General features: G+C 61.5%; 14 protein-coding genes and 1 pseudogene. 5 read left to right on the forward strand and 10 right to left on the reverse strand.

The annotated features are described in order from the left end of the window. Positions 1-122: 122 nt before the first annotated feature. A pseudogene (locus DXT77_RS09135) lies at positions 123-464 on the forward strand (hypothetical protein); the annotation flags it as partial. A gap of 126 nt (positions 465-590) precedes the next feature. On the opposite strand, the gene DXT77_RS09140 reads toward DXT77_RS09135, so the two are convergent. Next, positions 591-1490, reverse strand: a complete 900-nt coding sequence (locus tag DXT77_RS09140; RefSeq protein WP_119427409.1) for a LysR family transcriptional regulator — start codon at positions 1488-1490, stop codon at positions 591-593. Between the two features lie 162 nt (positions 1491-1652). Here DXT77_RS09140 and DXT77_RS09145 point away from each other — a divergent pair, with 162 nt between their 5' ends. Next, positions 1653-2669 carry an alpha/beta hydrolase gene (locus DXT77_RS09145; protein ID WP_119427410.1) on the forward strand — a complete coding sequence of 339 codons (1017 nt, stop codon included), beginning with the start codon at positions 1653-1655 and terminating at the stop codon, positions 2667-2669. A 63-nt stretch (positions 2670-2732) separates the two neighbouring features. Beyond that, positions 2733-4160: a mechanosensitive ion channel family protein gene (locus DXT77_RS09150; RefSeq protein ID WP_119427411.1), complete on the forward strand. Its 1428-nt coding sequence runs from the start codon at positions 2733-2735 to the stop codon at positions 4158-4160. Between the two features lie 58 nt (positions 4161-4218). Here DXT77_RS09150 and ycaC read toward each other — a convergent pair whose 3' ends face one another. The 7 genes from ycaC to DXT77_RS09185 all read right to left on the reverse strand — a co-directional run bounded on the left by ycaC (position 4219) and on the right by DXT77_RS09185 (position 11592). Continuing rightward, positions 4219-4845 carry an isochorismate family cysteine hydrolase YcaC gene (ycaC, locus tag DXT77_RS09155; RefSeq protein ID WP_119427412.1) on the reverse strand — a complete coding sequence of 209 codons (627 nt, stop codon included), beginning with the start codon at positions 4843-4845 and terminating at the stop codon, positions 4219-4221. 66 nt (positions 4846-4911) lie between these two features. Continuing rightward, entirely contained in the window at positions 4912-6750 is a 1839-nt protein-coding gene (locus tag DXT77_RS09160) for an amidohydrolase (protein ID WP_085712054.1), read from the reverse strand. A 45-nt stretch (positions 6751-6795) separates the two neighbouring features. Beyond that, entirely contained in the window at positions 6796-7422 is a 627-nt protein-coding gene (locus DXT77_RS09165; RefSeq protein WP_119427413.1) for an antibiotic biosynthesis monooxygenase, read from the reverse strand. Beyond that, entirely contained in the window at positions 7415-7831 is a 417-nt protein-coding gene (locus tag DXT77_RS09170) for a DoxX family protein (protein ID WP_119427414.1), read from the reverse strand. Before DXT77_RS09170 ends, DXT77_RS09165 begins: the two co-directional genes overlap by 8 nt. An 89-nt stretch (positions 7832-7920) precedes the next feature. Beyond that, a complete protein-coding gene (locus tag DXT77_RS09175) occupies positions 7921-9795 on the reverse strand; it encodes an Ig-like domain-containing protein (protein WP_119427415.1) in 1875 nt (624 codons plus the stop codon). A 184-nt stretch (positions 9796-9979) separates the two neighbouring features. After that, positions 9980-10351, reverse strand: a complete 372-nt coding sequence (locus tag DXT77_RS09180) for a DUF6124 family protein (protein WP_119427416.1) — start codon at positions 10349-10351, stop codon at positions 9980-9982. Positions 10352-10668: 317 nt separating this feature from the next. After that, positions 10669-11592 carry a LysR family transcriptional regulator gene (locus tag DXT77_RS09185; RefSeq protein ID WP_119427417.1) on the reverse strand — a complete coding sequence of 308 codons (924 nt, stop codon included), beginning with the start codon at positions 11590-11592 and terminating at the stop codon, positions 10669-10671. Between the two features lie 210 nt (positions 11593-11802). Between DXT77_RS09185 and DXT77_RS09190 the strand changes: the two genes are divergently transcribed. Further along, the gene (locus DXT77_RS09190; protein ID WP_085712050.1) at positions 11803-12204 is read left to right on the forward strand and encodes a helix-turn-helix domain-containing protein; all 402 of its coding nucleotides are present in this window, start codon (positions 11803-11805) and stop codon (positions 12202-12204) included. Between the two features lie 7 nt (positions 12205-12211). Here DXT77_RS09190 and DXT77_RS09195 read toward each other — a convergent pair whose 3' ends face one another. Next, positions 12212-12781, reverse strand: coding sequence for a flavodoxin family protein (locus tag DXT77_RS09195; RefSeq protein ID WP_119427418.1), 570 nt, complete (start codon positions 12779-12781; stop codon positions 12212-12214). A 333-nt stretch (positions 12782-13114) separates the two neighbouring features. On the opposite strand from DXT77_RS09195, the gene DXT77_RS09200 reads away from it, so the two are divergent. Next, the gene (locus DXT77_RS09200; RefSeq protein WP_119427419.1) at positions 13115-15901 is read left to right on the forward strand and encodes a winged helix-turn-helix domain-containing protein; all 2787 of its coding nucleotides are present in this window, start codon (positions 13115-13117) and stop codon (positions 15899-15901) included. Here DXT77_RS09200 and DXT77_RS09205 read toward each other — a convergent pair. Continuing rightward, the gene (locus DXT77_RS09205; RefSeq protein WP_119427420.1) at positions 15863-17335 is read right to left on the reverse strand and encodes a winged helix-turn-helix domain-containing protein; all 1473 of its coding nucleotides are present in this window, start codon (positions 17333-17335) and stop codon (positions 15863-15865) included. The genes DXT77_RS09200 and DXT77_RS09205 overlap by 39 nt on opposite strands. Positions 17336-17347: the final 12 nt, after the last annotated feature.

Raw genomic sequence — 17347 nt, forward strand, 5'->3', positions numbered from 1 at the left:
CATTGCCGGGTCGCGTTTTTTATTGGGGATGGATCAGTCCTTCAGCTCGACGTGATCCAAGGCCTGATTTACGGCCAGCTCACTCAACATGAGGATCTGCGCGATACCCAAAGCGGTCTTGCGGTGGCGGAAATGGTGGTAGCCACGGCAACAGTGGCAGCGGCGGCGGTGGAAACAGTGGCCACAGCGGCAGCGACCATGGTTCGGGCCATTCCGGCGACAGCGCCTCTTCAGGACGCAACGGCACCCACGCCGAAGCGGGTGATGATCATGGGGTTCATCGGGCCGGAGAAGTCGGCGATGACCACGGGGTCCATCGTGCAGGCGAGGTCGGTGATGACCACGGCGTGCACCGCGCAGGTCAAGTCGGTGACGACCATGGCGTACACCGCGCTGGCGAAATCGGTGATAACCGTGGCGTACACGTTGGCGGCGAGCCGGGTGATGACAAGCGCGCCAACTGATTCAACCTGAAATACTTTCCCCTGTGGGAGCTAGCCTGCTAGCGATTGCGGTATGTCAGTCACCTTCTTCATTGACTGCCCCACCGCTATCGCTAGCAGGCTAGCTCCCACACTGTTTTTCAGCGGCTACAAAATCGCTTGGGTCTTATCCAGCCGCTCGCGCAAAAACTCGATCAACGCCTGCACCGGCCGCGATGCCTGACGATGCTGCGGGTACACCGCCGACAGGATCAACGGCTCCGGGCGCAGATCATCCAGCACCGGCACCAGCCGTCCGTCCTTCAATGCGGCGCCGACAATGAACGTTGGCAGGTAAGTAATCCCCATCCCCGCCACCGCCGCATCCCGCAGCAACTCACCGTTGTTGACCCGCATCCGCCCGGTGACATTCACCAGTTGCGGCTTGCCCTGCCCTGCATTGAACCGCCACTGCACCGAACGCCCGTGACCGTAAGGCAGGCAGTCATGGTTGAGCAGATCTTCCGGTTTGACCGGCGTGCCACGCTCGGCGAGATAGGCGGGACTGGCGCAGTACACCCGCTCGATGGCGGCAATGCGTCGGGCAATCAGGGTCGAGTCTTCCAGCACACCGATGCGCAGCGCCAGGTCATAGCCTTCGCCGAGCAAGTCCACCGGGCGGTCACTCAGATCGACCTCCACCGTCACCTCGCGATAACGCTGCAGGAACAGCGGCAGCAGACAACCCAGATGCGCCACCGCGAACGACAGCGGCGCGCTCACACGAATCGTCCCGCGCGGTTCGGCGGTCTGTCCGGCGATGCCCTGCTCCACCTGTTCGACTTCGCTTAATAGCCGCTGCGCCGATTCGTAATAGCTCTGGCCCAGCGGTGTCACGTCCAGGCGCCGGGTCGAGCGGTTGAGCAAGCGCACGCCGAGGCGCTCCTCCAGTTGCATCAACCGACGGCTGACGAACTGCTTGGACAGGCCCAACTGATCGGCCGCCGCCGTGAAGCTGCCGGAGTCCATCACCTGGCAAAAAATACGCATGTCTTCGAACGGGTTCATTGTCACTCTCTGGTTGACAGTTAAACGCTTTATAGCCGCTTTTTCACTTTCCGGCACCTCATTAATCTGTGCTCACGGTGTTGCTGAGGCCTGAAGCCCAGCGCCACAGCAGCCCGATCCCAAGGCATACAAAAACTCAAACGACTTAAAAAGGAATTACACATGAACATCAAGAAAACCCTCGTCGCTTCCCTCCTCGCCCTGTCCATCGGCAACGCATTCGCCGCCGAAGGCACTGGCGTCGAACACAACACCCAGGCCTTCCTCGATGCCCTCGCCGCCGGCGGTGGCAAACCGCTGGAGCAACTGAGCCCGAAAGACGCCCGCGCGGTGCTGACCGGCGCCCAGGCTTCGGTGAAGGTTGACCTGTCGGGCGTTGAAGTCAGCGACAAGGCGATCAAGGTCGACGGCCAGACGATCAACCTGAAGGTGGTGCGCCCGGCCAAGGTCAAGGGCGAGCTGCCGGTGTTCATGTTCTTCCACGGTGGCGGCTGGGTGCTGGGTGACTTCCCGACACACCAGCGCCTGATTCGTGATCTGGTGGTGGGTTCTGGCGCGGTCGCGGTGTACGTCGATTACACGCCATCGCCGGAAGCGCAGTACCCGACCGCGATCAATCAGGCTTATGCCGCGACGAAGTGGGTGGCGGAGCACGGCAAGGACATCGGCGTCGATGGCAAGCGCCTGGCGGTGGCCGGCAACAGCGTCGGCGGCAACATGGCGGCGGTCGTGGCGCTGATGGCCAAGGAACAGAAAACCCCGGCCCTGCGCTTCCAGTTGCTGATGTGGCCGGTGACCAATGCCGGTTTCGATAACGGCTCGTACCAGCAGTTCGCCGAGGGCCACTTCCTGACCAAGGGCATGATGCAGTGGTTCTGGGACAACTACACCACCAACCCGGCCGAGCGTGCGCAGATCCATGCCTCGCCGCTCAACGCCAGCGCCGAACAGCTCAAGGGCTTGCCCGCCGCGCTGGTGCAGACCGCCGAGTTCGACGTGCTGCGTGACGAAGGCGAAGGCTACGCCCGCCACCTCGACGCCGCCGGTGTACCGGTGACCTCGGTGCGCTACAACGGGATGATTCACGACTTCGGTCTGCTCAACCCGCTCAACGGGATACCTGAAGTGAAAGCCGCCGTGCGCCAGGCTGCGGCGGAACTGAAGACCCATCTGAACTGAGTGCAACCCCTCGCCACACCTTCGGGTGTGGCGTTTTCTTTTGTGCCCGCCGGAGTGCATCCCATGAGCCTTTTTTCTGCCCACCTGCTGTCCTGGAGCGCCCTGCTGCTGGTGCTCGACGCCCTGCTCTGGCATCTCGTCCCGTTCAAGCATCGCGCACAACGGGTCGGTGTGCGGCTGGTGCTGTTCCTGGCCTTCAGCGCGCTGATCATCAATGCCGGCGTCAGCCCGTTGCAGGCGCCGTTGTTTGCCGATGATCAAGTGGCGCAATTGGGGGCGACGGCGCTGGGGATTTTCTGGTGGCTGTACGCTGCGCGGGCGCTGACCGAAGTGATCGGTCTGATTCTGATGCGGCGCATCGGCCACAGCGGCCGGTTGTTGCAGGACGTGATCGGTGCGCTGGTGTTTCTGGCGGCCATCGTCGCGGCGGCCGGTTACGTGCTGGAGCTGCCGGTCAAAGGCTTGCTCGCCACCTCCGGGGTATTCGCCATCGTGGTCGGTCTGGCGCTGCAAAGCACCTTGGCCGACGTGTTCTCGGGCATCGTGCTCAACACCACCAAGCCGTATCAGGTGGACGATTTCGTGGTGATCGACGGCGTTGAAGGCAAGGTGCTCGACATCGACTGGCGCGCCACGCACCTGCTGACCAGCGCCGGGACCCTGGCCGTAGTGCCGAACTCGGTGGCGGCCAAGGCCAAGATCGTCAACCTCAGCCGCCCGAACAACCTGCACGGCGTGTCGATCAGCATCAAGGTGCCGAACCATATCCGCCCGCGCCGGGTGCTCGACGCCCTCGACCGCACTCTGCAAGGCAGCAGCAGTCTGTTGCTGTCGCCTGCGCCGAAAGCGCTGCTGAAAGAGGCCGGCGAAGACATGTCGGAATACGTGGCCAGCGGCTTCATCGCTGAACTGGGCAAGAAAGGCGAAGTGCGCAATCAACTGTTCGACCTCGCCCACCGCCATCTCGAAGCGGCCGGCATCTCGCGCCATCCGGACGGTGTGATCGAACCCTCGACCCGCGCCCGTGCCTTGCTCGATGAAGTGAAAATCTTCCGCTCGCTCAGCCATGAAGAACGCGATCGCCTCGCCGAATCGATGGTCGCGCAACAGTACAGCGCCGGGCAGGTGGTGCTCGGTCTGGAGGAAGTCCCCGACAGCCTGTTCGTGATCGCCACCGGCGTGGTCAGCGCCAGCGTGCCGGACGGCAATGGTTTCACCGAGGCCGGACGCATGGGACCGAGTGAAGTCATGGGTGAACAGAGCATTCTGGCGGATACACCTTCGCAGGCGACGTTCACGGCGCTGACCTCTTCGATCATTTATCGCCTCGACAAGAACCTCACCCGCCAGTGCATGGAACAGCGTAGCGAAGTCGGCCAGGCGTTGAACAAATTGCAGGCGGTAAGGCAGCAGAACAGTCGGCTGGCGTTGATGGCCAAGCCTTTGCCGGTTCGCAAGGGCGGGTTTTTTGGGTGGTTGCAAAAGCGCTGAGCCCTTTTCGGCAAACAAAAAAATGCCCGCTCTTCAGCGGGCATTTTTCTTCTCCCAATTACTTGGCAGTGAACTTGGTGTAGCTGTTGATCAGGTTGCGATAGTTCGGCAGGCGTTCCGACAGCAGATTCGCCAGGCCTTCCATGTCGTTGCGCCAGTCAACCTGCAGCTCGCACGCCACCGCGAACCAGTTCAGCAGGTGTGCACCGGCAGCCGACATACGCGCCCAGGCTGCTTGCTGAACGGTGGTGTTGAAAGTGCCGGAAGCGTCGGTCACTACAAACACTTCAAAACCTTCAGCGATGGCCGACAGGGTCGGGAACGCCACGCAAACGTCGGTCACCACACCGGCGATGATCAGTTGCTTGCGGCCGGTGGCCTTGATCGCCTTGACGAAGTCTTCGTTGTCCCAGGCGTTGATCTGGCCAGGACGGGCGATGAACGGCGCGTCCGGGAACTGGGCTTTCAGCTCAGGCACGATCGGGCCGTTCGGGCCGCTGTCGAAGCTGGTGGTGAGGATGGTCGGCAGGTTGAAGAACTTGGCGATGTCGCCCAGGGCCAGCACGTTGTTCTTGAACTCGTTCGGCGAGAAATCCTGCACCAGCGAGATCAGACCGGTCTGGTGGTCGACCAGCAGCACCACGGCGTCGTCTTTGTTCAGGCGTTTGTAAGGAACGTTGCTCATGTGAAACTCCTCGGGGATGGGTGATGCGGCAAGCGCCGGCCACGAAGACCGGCGCCGTTTACGGGATCAGAAAGCGAAGCAGGAACAACCGAATGCGCCCCAGAAACCGGCGAAATCGCTGACCGGCGCATTCGACATCCGGGCTTTTTCATGGCTGTGGGTATGCACCGCGCACGGGCCGCTGCACTGGTGCACCTGGGCCTGCAATGGCGAATTCGGGCGCCAGTGGCCAGGGACTTTGACCACCGGCGACCAGTCCGGCAGTACCGGCAAGGCACGCGGGCCGAGGTCTTCGAAGTCGCCGGCGGAGTAAACGATCTTGCCGCCGACCACGGTCAGTACCGACTCGATCCACTTGATCGCTTCTTCTTCGACATGGAAGAAGTCCGCGCTCAGTGCCGCCAGATCCGCCAGTTGCCCGACCTTGATCTGGCCCTTCTTGCCCTGTTCGGACGAGAACCAGGCGCTGCCGTGGGTGAACAGTTCCAGCGCGGTGGTGCGTGGCAAGCCCTCTTCGTACAGCGCCAGACCACCAACGGTGCGACCACTGACCATCCAGTACAGCGAAGTCCACGGGTTGTAGCTCGATACCCGGGTGGCATCGGTGCCCGCGCCGACCGGCACACCTTCGGCGAGCATGCGTTTGATCGGTGGCGTGGCTTCGGCGGCCTGCTTGCCGTAGCGATCAACGAAGTATTCGCCCTGGAACGCCATGCGATCCTGAATCGCGATGCCGCCGCCCAGCGCCCTCACCCGCTCGATGTTCTGCGGAGTGATGGTTTCGGCGTGGTCGAAGAACCATGGCAAGCCGTTGAACGGGATGTCGCGATTGACCTTCTCGAACACATCCAGCATGCGGCTGATGGATTCGTTGTAGGTGGCGTGCAGACGGAACGGCCAGCGCTGCTCGACCAGGTGGCGCACCACCGGCTCCAGCTCCTGCTCCATGGTCTGCGGCAGGTCCGGGCGCGGTTCGAGGAAGTCTTCGAAGTCCGCTGCCGAGAACACCAGCATTTCGCCAGCGCCGTTGTGACGCAGGAAATCATCGCCCTGATGCAGCTTGACGCTGCCGGTCCAGTTCTGGAAATCGGTCAGCTCTTCTTTCGGCTTCTGGGTGAACAGGTTGTAGGCGATGCGCACGGTCAACTGGTCGTCTTTGGCCAGTTGTTCGATCACCTGATAATCGTCCGGGTAGTTCTGGAAACCGCCGCCGGCATCGATGGCGCTGGTCAAGCCGAGGCGATTGAGTTCGCGCATGAACTGGCGGGTCGAGTTGACCTGATATTCCAGCGGCAGCTTCGGCCCCTTGGCCAGGGTCGAGTACAGGATCATCGCGTTCGGCCGCGCCACCAGCATGCCGGTCGGGTTACCGTTGGCATCGCGCACGATCTCGCCGCCCGGCGGGTTCGGCGTGTCGCGGGTGTAGCCCGCGACGCGCAGTGCGGCGCGATTAAGCAGCGCGCGGTCGTACAAATGCAGGATGAACACCGGGGTGTCCGGCGCGGCCTGGTTGATTTCTTCGAGGGTCGGCATGCGTTTTTCGGCGAACTGGAATTCGTTCCAGCCACCCACCACGCGCACCCATTGCGGGGTCGGCGTGCGGTCGGCCTGATCCTTGAGCATGCGCAGCGCGTCGGCCAGGGACGGCACGCCTTCCCAACGCAGTTCGAGGTTGTAGTTCAAACCGCCACGAATCAGGTGCAGGTGCGAGTCGTTGAGGCCGGGGATCACGCAACGGCCCTTGAGATCGACCACCTGGGTGCCGGCACCGCGCAGGGCCATGGCCTGCGTATCGTTACCGACCACGACAAAGCGGCCGTCCTTGATCGCCACGGCGCTGGCGAGTGGTTTTTCGCGGTCTACCGTATGAAATTGGCCATTGAACAGAATCAGATCGGCGTTCATCGCAGTTCCTTCGAGATAAGTGAAACGAAGCCAGTACCCGCCACTTCAGCGCGGCGGATTGGCGTTGGATTCCAGGTGCTCATGGGGCTGACTGGCCGCCAGCCACGGTGCGAACAGACGGGTCGCGGCCGGCATGCAGACGTACACCACCGACAGCACGATGGTCAGGGTGATCAGGAACGTGGCGACCACGTAGTTGGACAGGAAGGCATTGAGTTGCAGCAGCGGCCCCCAGATCAACGGCACCAGCAAGGTGTGCGGCAAAATCACGAACAGCGTCACGACGGCCTGCTTCCAGCGTGGCGGCGGCGTGGCAGCGTCGACCAGCGGCGTGAACCAGAACTCGTTGGCCGCATTGACCTCGGTCTGGTCGCCGTCGGCGAGCATCGGTGCAGCTTCTTCGATCAATGCCTGACGCTGCGGCGAGTCGAGCCAGCGCTGCATCGCCTCGGTCGAGCAATAACGCAGCACGCAGGTGAACAGCGCGAGGCCACCCTGTTTGCTGCGCATCACGTCCACGCCCAGGTGTCCTTCTTCACGCCCCGCCACGCTGACGATATTGCGCAGCCAGGCTTCGTAGGGCTGCTCGAAACCGGCCTTGACCCGGTGCTTGACGATCAGCGTCACGGTTTCTTCGGTTCCCGGTTTTCTAAGGGTCTGGGTATCAGGCATAACGGAGCACTCCGGGCAAACGGGCATTGAGCGCCAGCCGTCCGGGCCCGGCGATCAGAACTGTGGTGAAGAGGATCAACAGCAACCAGCCGAACTGCCCTTCGGCCACACTCCATTGCGGATGCACGATGAACAGCGCCACCAGCAGCACAAACAGAATAGGCAAGCACGCCAATCTCACCAGTAACCCGGCGACGATCAGCAGCGGACAGAGGACTTCGGCGAAGATCGCCAGAATCAACGTGAGGTGGGCGCCGAGGTGAAACGGGTCTTCAATCAGCTGCAGCTGCGCAGTGAAGTCCAGCAGCTTGGGCAAGCCGTGGACGAACAACAGAAACAGTCCGCCGGCGACCCGCAGGAACAGCAGGCCGAGATCTTGCGCCTGGTCATTGCGTTGTACAGCGTTCATGGGCCCATCCTTGATCAATCATTGCAGGCAATGTTGCAACGATTGATCGGGGGGAAATTGGATGGGTGTGCTCTTTTTGGACAAAGCCGCTAGGTAGGGACTGAAGTGATGACTCTCATGCGTTTGGGGCTGCCCCAAGGCCAATAAGCGCCTCCCAGACTCGTGCCACTCCATTGCCGGAATGCCATGCCCAGTGACTGGATCTGAGTAAATCGCTCACAGAGCGGATCTGGATAGATTCGATTATTGAAGACATATAGAGCCCAGTTGGCAATATGAGTGATCTGCAGATACTCGACGTGGGTATCGACATTGCCGCCTACACTGATCACCCAGGCTCTTGCCTCATCGGCTGTCAAAAACCCTTCATTTGTCTTCGTTTCATAAACGTTGGAGACCCGGACAGTGTAGGAAAGACTGCTGCCCGCAGCGTCTGTCACGGTGATGGTTGTCGCACCGTTCCTGCTGGCAATCACTTTCCCGTTGGCGTCGACAGTGGCGATATTCTGATTCGCCGATCTGTAAACATAGTGAGGTACGCCACCGATCGCAGCACGAGTCGCGCTGCTTTCATTCTCGGGGATGTAAAGCCAGCCGTTGTTATTGAAGAACGAATACTTGTTAAGCATCAGGGGAGATAGATCGATTGTCAGCGGACTGCTGTTGCCCACTGTCAGCACCCAGTTGGAAGTCGACGGTGAACTGGCATTTTTGCGCAACCCCATGACATGTGCTCCGGCGGCCGGGCCAAGCACCTGCTGGATAAACCTGCCACTGGCATTGAATACGCTGCCGGGCGGGCTCACGACCTTGAGGGCGCCGTTCAGTGTATCGGTAATTTCCAACGACTCTCCCGCCGGCCCCGTAGCGCCTAACTCAAAGCCTGCGGCGGGAGCGTTACCTGGATTTGGGATATCGGTCCCGCCCAGAGTCGTGCAATAGATAAAAGAGGGATCCTGAGTATTTGTGGCGAGCACGCCATAAGACATTGAACCGGGATCTGTCAGTGGAAGAACAGGAAAGGATGCATTTGACAAACCTCCCGTTGCGTTGGGCGGCGGGACAACGACCATCGTGTCGTCCATGGTGGACGACATCGAACCCGCACCATTGATAACTGCGGGATACAGGTAAAAGCCCAGGCCATAGTTTTGACTGGAGTTCACATCAGCCATGAAAAAATTGCCTGTGGGGCTGTTATAGACCTCCCCTGCCACAGCCCCGGTCCAGGCATTCGGGTGCTCTACCCCCCAGACCAACCATGGCGATGTATAACAACGCTGCATGACTGCACGCAAAGCGGGTGTAAGACCGCTGTATCCCTGCTGGTTCTGGTGAGCCAGGTATTTGGCATACGTAAATGGATAACCGGTGTGGTAAACCCAAAGGCCGAAGACATTGGAAATGAGAACAATGTATTCGACCCGTGCGCCCCGAGAATCGGTAACCGTGATGGTGGCCGAACCATTGCTCATCCCGGTTACCTTGCCGTATGCATCTACCGTGGCAATATTGCTGTTGGACCGATAGGTGTAGGGAGGATGACCACCGGACGCCACTCGTACCTCGGTATTTCCAATGGCATCGACACCATTGAGAGCCCCAGAGACATAACTCCTGACCATGACACCATCCAGACGCATGGGCCGTTGATCAATGGTTAGCGGAGCAGTCGACCCCACAGTCAGCATCCATACATCTGTTGCCGGTAAACTGGCATTTTCCCGCAATTCAAAGCGATGAGGCCCCTGAGCCAGATTCACCAGCTGCTGGATGAATGCGCCGCTTTGATTGAACACTCCACTGGCCACTACCGAGCCGTTGTCCGTGATCACAAATGGAACACCCGCCGGACCACTTCCTCCCAACTCGATTCCGGTTGAGGGGGTACTGGTGCCAGGCGGAATCGGGAGTCCGCCGGGATACGTTGTGCAGTAAGTAAAGAATGGATTTTGGGTACTCATGGGACGCTCCTTCGCTGGCTCGGCTTAATTTGCGTGGGCATGTGCCATCGAACGCCAATCGAGAGGAGTGTCGCTACTGTCAACTTTGACAGTAGCAACGAGTGGTCAATGCGGTGACTTGCCAAGATGGCAGGTTTTGACCAGTCATTAAAAACGGCCCGCAGGCCGTTTTATCAATACCGGATCACGCAGCCGGATCAGCCGCCACTTCCAGGTTATCCATTACCCGATTCACCGCCAGTTCACCGAGCATGATCAACTGCGCAATCCCCAGCAGCACATGCCGACTCGAGCCGTCCACCAGCCCGGCGAAGTCGGTGGCCATGCTTTTGGCCGAGGTCAGGGTTTCGCAGGCGTCGGCCAGCAGTTCTTCACTGTCGATACCGGGCGCGATAAGGTAGCGCGCGTTGTGTTTGAGCAGCGGTTTTCTGGGGAGGAGCGGATTGAGGTAGTGATCGAGGGCGCGTTCGGCGGCTTCGTGGAATTTCTTGGAGTCGAGGGTTTCGTAGGGCGAGGTAGTGTCGGTTTCAGGCGGGTTGGGCGTGGGTTTGATCATGGTTTAATCTCCAGAGTCATTGAGCCGCCACGATTCGCTGCGATACGAAGGGGTGGCAGCCATACGCGGGTCGCAGACCGGGACTCTAGAACCGGCAGACCCGAGGGTCTCCCACGTACAGCCGCCATAAAACCGGAGGATGTTGTGCGTCCAGAGATCGCGGGCTGCGAGACCCGATCGCTGATTCGTCAGCGACCCGGAAACGATAAGACCCACCCCAAAAGCGCACAAGCCGGCGGATTCTGGCGTACACGTAGGCAAAGGCGCAAGGCGTTGTGGCTTACCGGAGGTAACCTTAAACACCTTTCAACACCGCACTAAACCACCGGAATATCCAGCGACACCGACATGAACTGACTGATCCGCGACCGCAGCCATTTCTCCGCCGGATCGTTGTCATGCACCCCGCTCCAGGCCATCGACAGTTGCGCCGCATCAATCGGAAACGGCGGATCCTCGGCCCGCAACGCACAACCTTCTACCAACGCACACGCGGCGTAATCCGGCACGGTGGCAATCATCTCGGTGCCCGCCAGCAGCGCGCGCAAACCGCTGAACTGCGGCACCCCGAGCACCACCCGACGGCTGCGGCCGACCTTGGCCAGGTCCACATCGATGTTGCCGCTCAGATCCCCCGAAAACGACACCATCGCATGAGGCCGCTCGCAGTATTCGTCGAGAGTCAGCGGACCCGGGCGGTTGTCGCCGCGCAGGACCTTGCAAGGAATGTCGCGCAGTTTCTTGCGCTTGGCGTTGGCCGGCAGATCGGTGGTGTAGCTCACGCCGACGGAGATTTCCCCGGACGCCAGCAATGTCGGCATCAACAGATAGTTGGCGCGGCGCACCACGACCACGATTCCCGGTGCCTCTTCCTGCAACTGGCGCAATAGCGGTGGAAACAGACCGAACTCGGCATCATCCGACAGGCCGATGCGGAACACATCGCAACTGGTCGCCGGATCAAATTCCTTGGCCCGGCTGACCGCGCCGGAAATCACGTCCATCGCCGGTTGCAGTTCCTGAAGAATCGCCAGCGCCCGCGCTGTCGGCTCCATGCCGCGACCGTTGCGCAGCAGCAGCGGATCGTCGAACAGATCGCGCAGTCGACCCAGTGCCGCACTCACTGCCGGTTGGCCCATGAACAGTTTTTCGGCGACGCGGGTCAGGTTCTTTTCGAACATCAACGCTTCGAAAATCACCAGCAGGTTCATGTCGACGCGGCGCAGATCGTTTCGGTTCATGGGCGTTTTTTCCTTTTGGGCCAGGCGCAAGTGCTACGCACTTTACTTGATCGGCGGCCATTCGAAATCAGCTTTGGCCGCGAAATTAACAACGTTTAACTCGTCAGCTTTCGCCCCTCGCCAAACAATGAATCCCTCTGCGCAGCGTTGTTTTATTGACCTGAGGGAAAGCGCTGACCGTGCCTTCCCCCCTCGACACGGACATTGGCCATGGCTCACTCACAGCAAACCGTCGCCCTCGCCCCTGCCAGCGAACCCCGCAAAACCAGCACCGGCGGCCTCAGCCCGCAGCGCGAGCGGCTGGTGAAACAACTCATCCTCGAACGCCTGGGCGACAGCCTTGAAGTCACCGAACTGGCGAGCGCCTGCTCATTGTCACGCAGTCACTTTTCCCGGGCGTTCAAGTGCAGCACCGGGCTCTCGCCACAAGACTGGATCCGCACCCAGCGGATCGCCCGGGCCAAGCTGTTAATCCAGCACACCAACCACAGCCTGACGCAGATCAGCCTGGAATGCGGCTTCTGCGATCAAGCGCACTTCTGTCACATCTTCACCCGCAGCGAAGGAATCAATCCGTTTGCGTGGCGGTGTCAGGTCATGAAAAACCGCTGAGGCAGTTTCATTCCCGCGCCATACGCTGAGCCAGTCGTGCTACCCGCTCGCCCAGGTGCGCGGCGGTCAACTGGTCTTCCGGCGGAGGGGCTTGTTCGGGCGGTTGCTCGACCGAGGATTGGGACATGGCGCCGAGGGAGCTGCCGAGGCGATTCAACTGGCCGTCGAAAACACCTTCGCGTGCACGCGCCGGCAACAGATCGAGCCCGACCCAGATCATCGAATGCTGGGCGGCAAACACCGCCATTTGCAGCAGGGTATTGAGCTTGTCGCCACACAGGCTGCCGGAATTGGTGAAACCCGCCGCGAGTTTGTTGCGCCACGGTCGGGCGAGGTAGAACGAGGCCGTGGATTCCATGAACTGCTTGAATGCCGCCGAAGCGCTGCCCATGTAGGTCGGCGCGCCGAAGATGATGGCGTCGGCGCGGTGCAGGTCATCCCAGCGGGTTTCCACGTCTTCCACCGCCAGCAACAGGCAAGTGCTGCCAACGTGGCGTTCCACACCTTGGGCCACAGCCTGGGCCATGACGCGGGTGTGCCCGTAGCCACTGTGATAGACCACCACTACCTTGCTCATCGCAGCGTCCTCCGGACGTATGCATTCCATTGCCTTGGAGTTTTGGCTCTGGAACGGGCGCGGACGAGTTAATCGTTGTTAATTTTTCCCGGCTGTCGGGCGAACGGGCACAGGTTTCGGCCTTTGAATACAGTGGTTATTGCAGCAGGCGACGCCCCGTGTGCAAGCGATTGCCCTTTGTACACGTTGCGTCGACGACCGATCATGGGGAATATGCCCGGATACTGCGGATCAGACGGCTTGCGTGCCCCTCAAGTTGTTGACCGCCCTGCCCGTCACGGATTCTTCACCCCGACGGACCAGGATCATAAAAAAGATCCAAGGAGTGAGCGGTTGAGTCTTTCCCCGAATCAGGCCATCGGTTTCGGCCCCTATCGGATCCACCCCGGACAGCGGCTGGTGCTTGAAGGCGACCAGCCTTTGCGCCTGGGCCGCCGTGCCATGGACATTCTGCTGATCCTGCTGGCCAACGCCGGCGAGGTCGTGAGCAAGCAGCAATTGATCGCCGGGGTCTGGCCGGACAGCGTGGTGGAAGACATCAATCTGCGGGTGCACATGGCAGCGCTGCGCAAGGCCCTCGGCGACGGTCAGGCCGGGCAGCGCTACATCGTCACGGTGGCGCAACGCGGATACAGCTTCGTCGCGCCGGTCCTGCAGCAATCCATCGAACAACGTCCCGCCACCGCCAACCCGGGCCGACACAACCTGCCGCTACGCCGCACGCGGATGATCGGGCGCCAGACGGTGGTCGACAGCCTGATGGCGCAATTGCCGCGCCAGCGCTGCATCACCCTGGTCGGCCCCGGCGGCATCGGCAAGACCACCGTGGCCCTGCGCGTCGCCGAACAATTGATCGGCCGCTATCGCGACGGCATCCGTCTGCTGGATCTGGCGCCGCTCAACGATCCGGGCTCGATCTGCTCGCACCTCGCCGCCTTGCTGGACCTTTCGCTGCATGACAGTGAACCGATGGCCTGCCTGATCAACAGCTTGCGTGAGCGACAGCTGCTGTTGGTGATCGATAACTGCGAGCACTTGATCGACGCCGTGGCGCTGCTTAGCGAAAGCATTCTGCGCGGCGCGCCGCAGGTGCACATCCTGGCCACCAGCCGCGAAAGCCTGCGCGCCGAGGGCGAGTACGTACAACGCTTGGAGTCCCTCGACTGCCCGCCGCCGATTGCGGTTCTGGATCGTGATCAGGCGATGGGGTTTTCCGCACTGCAACTGTTCGTCGAACGGGCGATGGCCGCCCACGAGCACTTCGAGCCGGGCAATGCCGACCTGCCCTTGATCATCGAAATCTGCCGGCGGCTGGATGGCATCCCGCTGGCGCTGGAACTGGCGGCCGCGCAGGTGGCGAGCCTTGGGCTGGACGGTTTGCTGAGTCAGCTTCAGGGGCGCTTGCCGAGCGGCAATCAGACTCATCTCGGTCGGCATGAAACCCTGCGGGCCACGCTGGACTGGAGCTTCAACCTGCTCAACGGCTGCGAACAGACCGGCCTGCGCCGACTGGGTGTGTTTCGTGGTGCTTTCACGCTGGAATCTGCGGCGGCGGTCATCGTCGGCCAGCATATCGAGCCGGGCGAAGTGTTCGCCTCGATCACGCAACTGGTCGCCAAGTCGCTGCTCAACGTCGAAGTCGGCGATGAGGAGGTGTTCTATCGCCTGCTCGATACCACCCGCCGCTATGCCCTGGAAAAACTCGAACAGGCCTCCGAACTCGGCGAAACCCGCGAACGTCATGCCGAACGCTGCCTGGCGCTGATGCATCAGGCCCAGGCCGATTGGGAGAACACGCCGACCGCCGTCTGGATCGAGCGCTACGCCCGAGGCCTCGAAGACCTGCGGGCGGCGCTTGACTGGACGCTGAACGATGAAGGCTCGCGTCCTCTCGGCGTGCGACTGACGGCGACTTCGGCGCCGTTGTGGCAGGAATTGTCCCTGCTCAAGGAGTACGGCGTTCATGTGCGCCGGGCACTCGCGTTGCTGGAGTCATCGGACGAGCCTTGCCCACGGCTGGAAATCGCCTTGAAACTGGCCCTCGGCAGCGCCTGCTATCACACCTGGGGCGGCACACCGGAAACCATAGAAGCCTTCGTCAGCGCCCGCCTTCTGGCGCAAAAGCACGACGACATGGCCGGCCAATTGCGCGCCGTGTCGGGACACATGGCGGTCAACCTCAGTTGCGGCCATTACCGGATGGCGCTCGAGCAAAGCGAACAATTCGAAAGCCTCGGTGTGCACGGCGATGCGCAGTTGTCCTTGAGTACCCACCGCTTGCGGGTGCTGGCGTTGCATTACGCCGGCGATCAGCATCAGGCGCGGATCCACGCCGAACAGGTGATCCAGCGCATGGCCCACAGCGGCCACCTCAACCGTTTCACCCACGGCTTCGGCGTGCAATACGACCAGAGCGTCGCCTCATTGACCGTCCTCGCCCGGGTGTTATGGCTGCAAGGTTTTCCCGAGCAGGCCTGGCGCACGGCGCGGCAGGCACTGGATATCGCGGTGCAGATCAACCATGGCACCTCGATCTGCTACACCCTGGCCCTCGCCTCGTGCCTGATCGCCCATTACAACGGCGATGTGCAGAACGCCCGCGCACTGCTGCAACTGTTGCTGGAACAGGCGCAGAAGCATTCGGTGCTGCTGTTCTACACGTGGGCGCGGCACTATGCGCAGGTGATCGATGCCGATAGAGCCCCCGCCATCCCGCCTGCCGATAGCGGTCTGGTCAGGGAAATCATGGTCACGCTGGACCCGGGTTTCGTTGATGATGCCTTGCTGGAGCGGGCACAGAACGGCGCGGCCGGCTGGAGCACGGCGGAGATTTTTCGGGCTCGGGCGGAGCGATTGCTGGCCGCTGAATCGCCCTGTCAGCACACGGCCGAAAGCGCCTTGCAGCAGTCCCTTGCGATTGCGCGGACACAAGGTGCCCTGGCCTGGGAACTGCGCAGCGCGACGTCGCTGGCCCAGCTGTGGCAACGCCAGTCGCGCTATCGTGAGGCGCTTGAATTGCTGACGCCGATCTACCAGCGCTTCACCGAAGGCTACGCCACCCCGGACTTGCGCAAGGTGCGTTTACTGCTCGACGAATTGCGCGGTCAGTCGGCCGCTTGAGGCTGGTCGGGTGCGGCCCAGGTAGCGCGCGTGCCGACGCTCGACATCATTCAGTTCGCCACCCTGCTCCAGCCGTTCGCGGGCATAGCGGCGCGTGGTGTTGAGCATTCGATAACGCAGCGTTCCACTGGATCGGTCTACCGTCAGCAACGATTTGGCCGCCAGCTGTTCAACCACTGACACCAGCATCGAAGGTGGCAGTTGCGCGCAACTGATCACGCCGATGGCGGCATCCAGGGTGAATGCCATCTTGAACACCGACAGGCGTTGCAGCACGCGTTGTTCATGCTCGCTCAAGCGCTGATAGCTCCAGTCCAGCGCGGCACACATCGACTGATGGCGTGGTACGGCGGTCCGGCGGCCGTGACTCAGGACTTGCAGACCGTGGTCCAGTTGCGCCTGCATGCCGACCAACGCCACTGCATCGATCTGCGCCGCTGCCAGTTCGATCGCCAGCGGCAGGCCGTCGAGCCGTCGACAGATATCGCGCACGGTTTCCAGATCCTGCTCACGCAAATGGAAACCGTGCTGACGCGCACGTGCACGACTGACAAACAGCTGCACCGCCGAATAACCCATGACCTCGTCGACGCTGTTGAGCGCCGAGGTTTTAGGAGTGGTGAGCGGCGGCAGTGGCTGCTGGACTTCCAGACCGAGACGCAACGGCTCGCGGCTGGTGGCCAGGATCGACAGACGGGGCGCGGCCTCGAGCAGATTTTGCAGCAGGCTCCGGCAGACTTCGTGCAAGTGCTCGCAGTTGTCCAGCACCAGCAAGGCGTGGCGCGCTGCCAATGTGGCGAAATCGATGTCGAGGGTTTTCAGCAGGTGATCGAGCAGCGGGACGCCTTCGTCGATCAGCGACAGGTCCACCTGCCACACGCCGTCACGAAAATGTTGCAGCAGCAGTTCCGCTGCGCGCAGTGCCACGGTGCTTTTGCCGACGCCGGCAGGCCCCGTCACCGTTATCAGTCGGGACAGCGGCAGTTGCCGCACCAGACCGCCGACCAGTGAATCACGACCCGTAACAGGGGTCAGCCGTGCCGGCAGATTATGCTGTGGCACTTGCAGGCTTTCGAACACCACTTGCGCGACGCTGTCACCCTGCACCGGCGCAACGAAGCTGTACCCGCATTGCGGCACGTTGACGATGTAGCGCTGCCCGCTCTCGCCATCGCCGAGGGCCCGGCGCAACGCCGCGATGTGCACCCGCAGGTTGATCTCTTCGACCACCGAGTTCGGCCACACCAGCGCGATCAATTGCTCTTTGCTGACCACCCGTCCGGCGCGCTCGACCAGCACTTGCAGAATGTCCAGCGCACGGCCGCCCATGCGCAGTTGCCGATCCCCTTCGAGGATCAGCCGTTGGCGCAAATGGAACGCGTACGGTCCGAAACGCAGGACCGACGCCGAGCTCAATTCGTCGAGGCTGTTCATGTCCGTTATCTT

This window comes from Pseudomonas sp. 91RF (assembly GCF_003576265.1).
GTDB lineage: Bacteria > Pseudomonadota > Gammaproteobacteria > Pseudomonadales > Pseudomonadaceae > Aquipseudomonas > Aquipseudomonas kribbensis.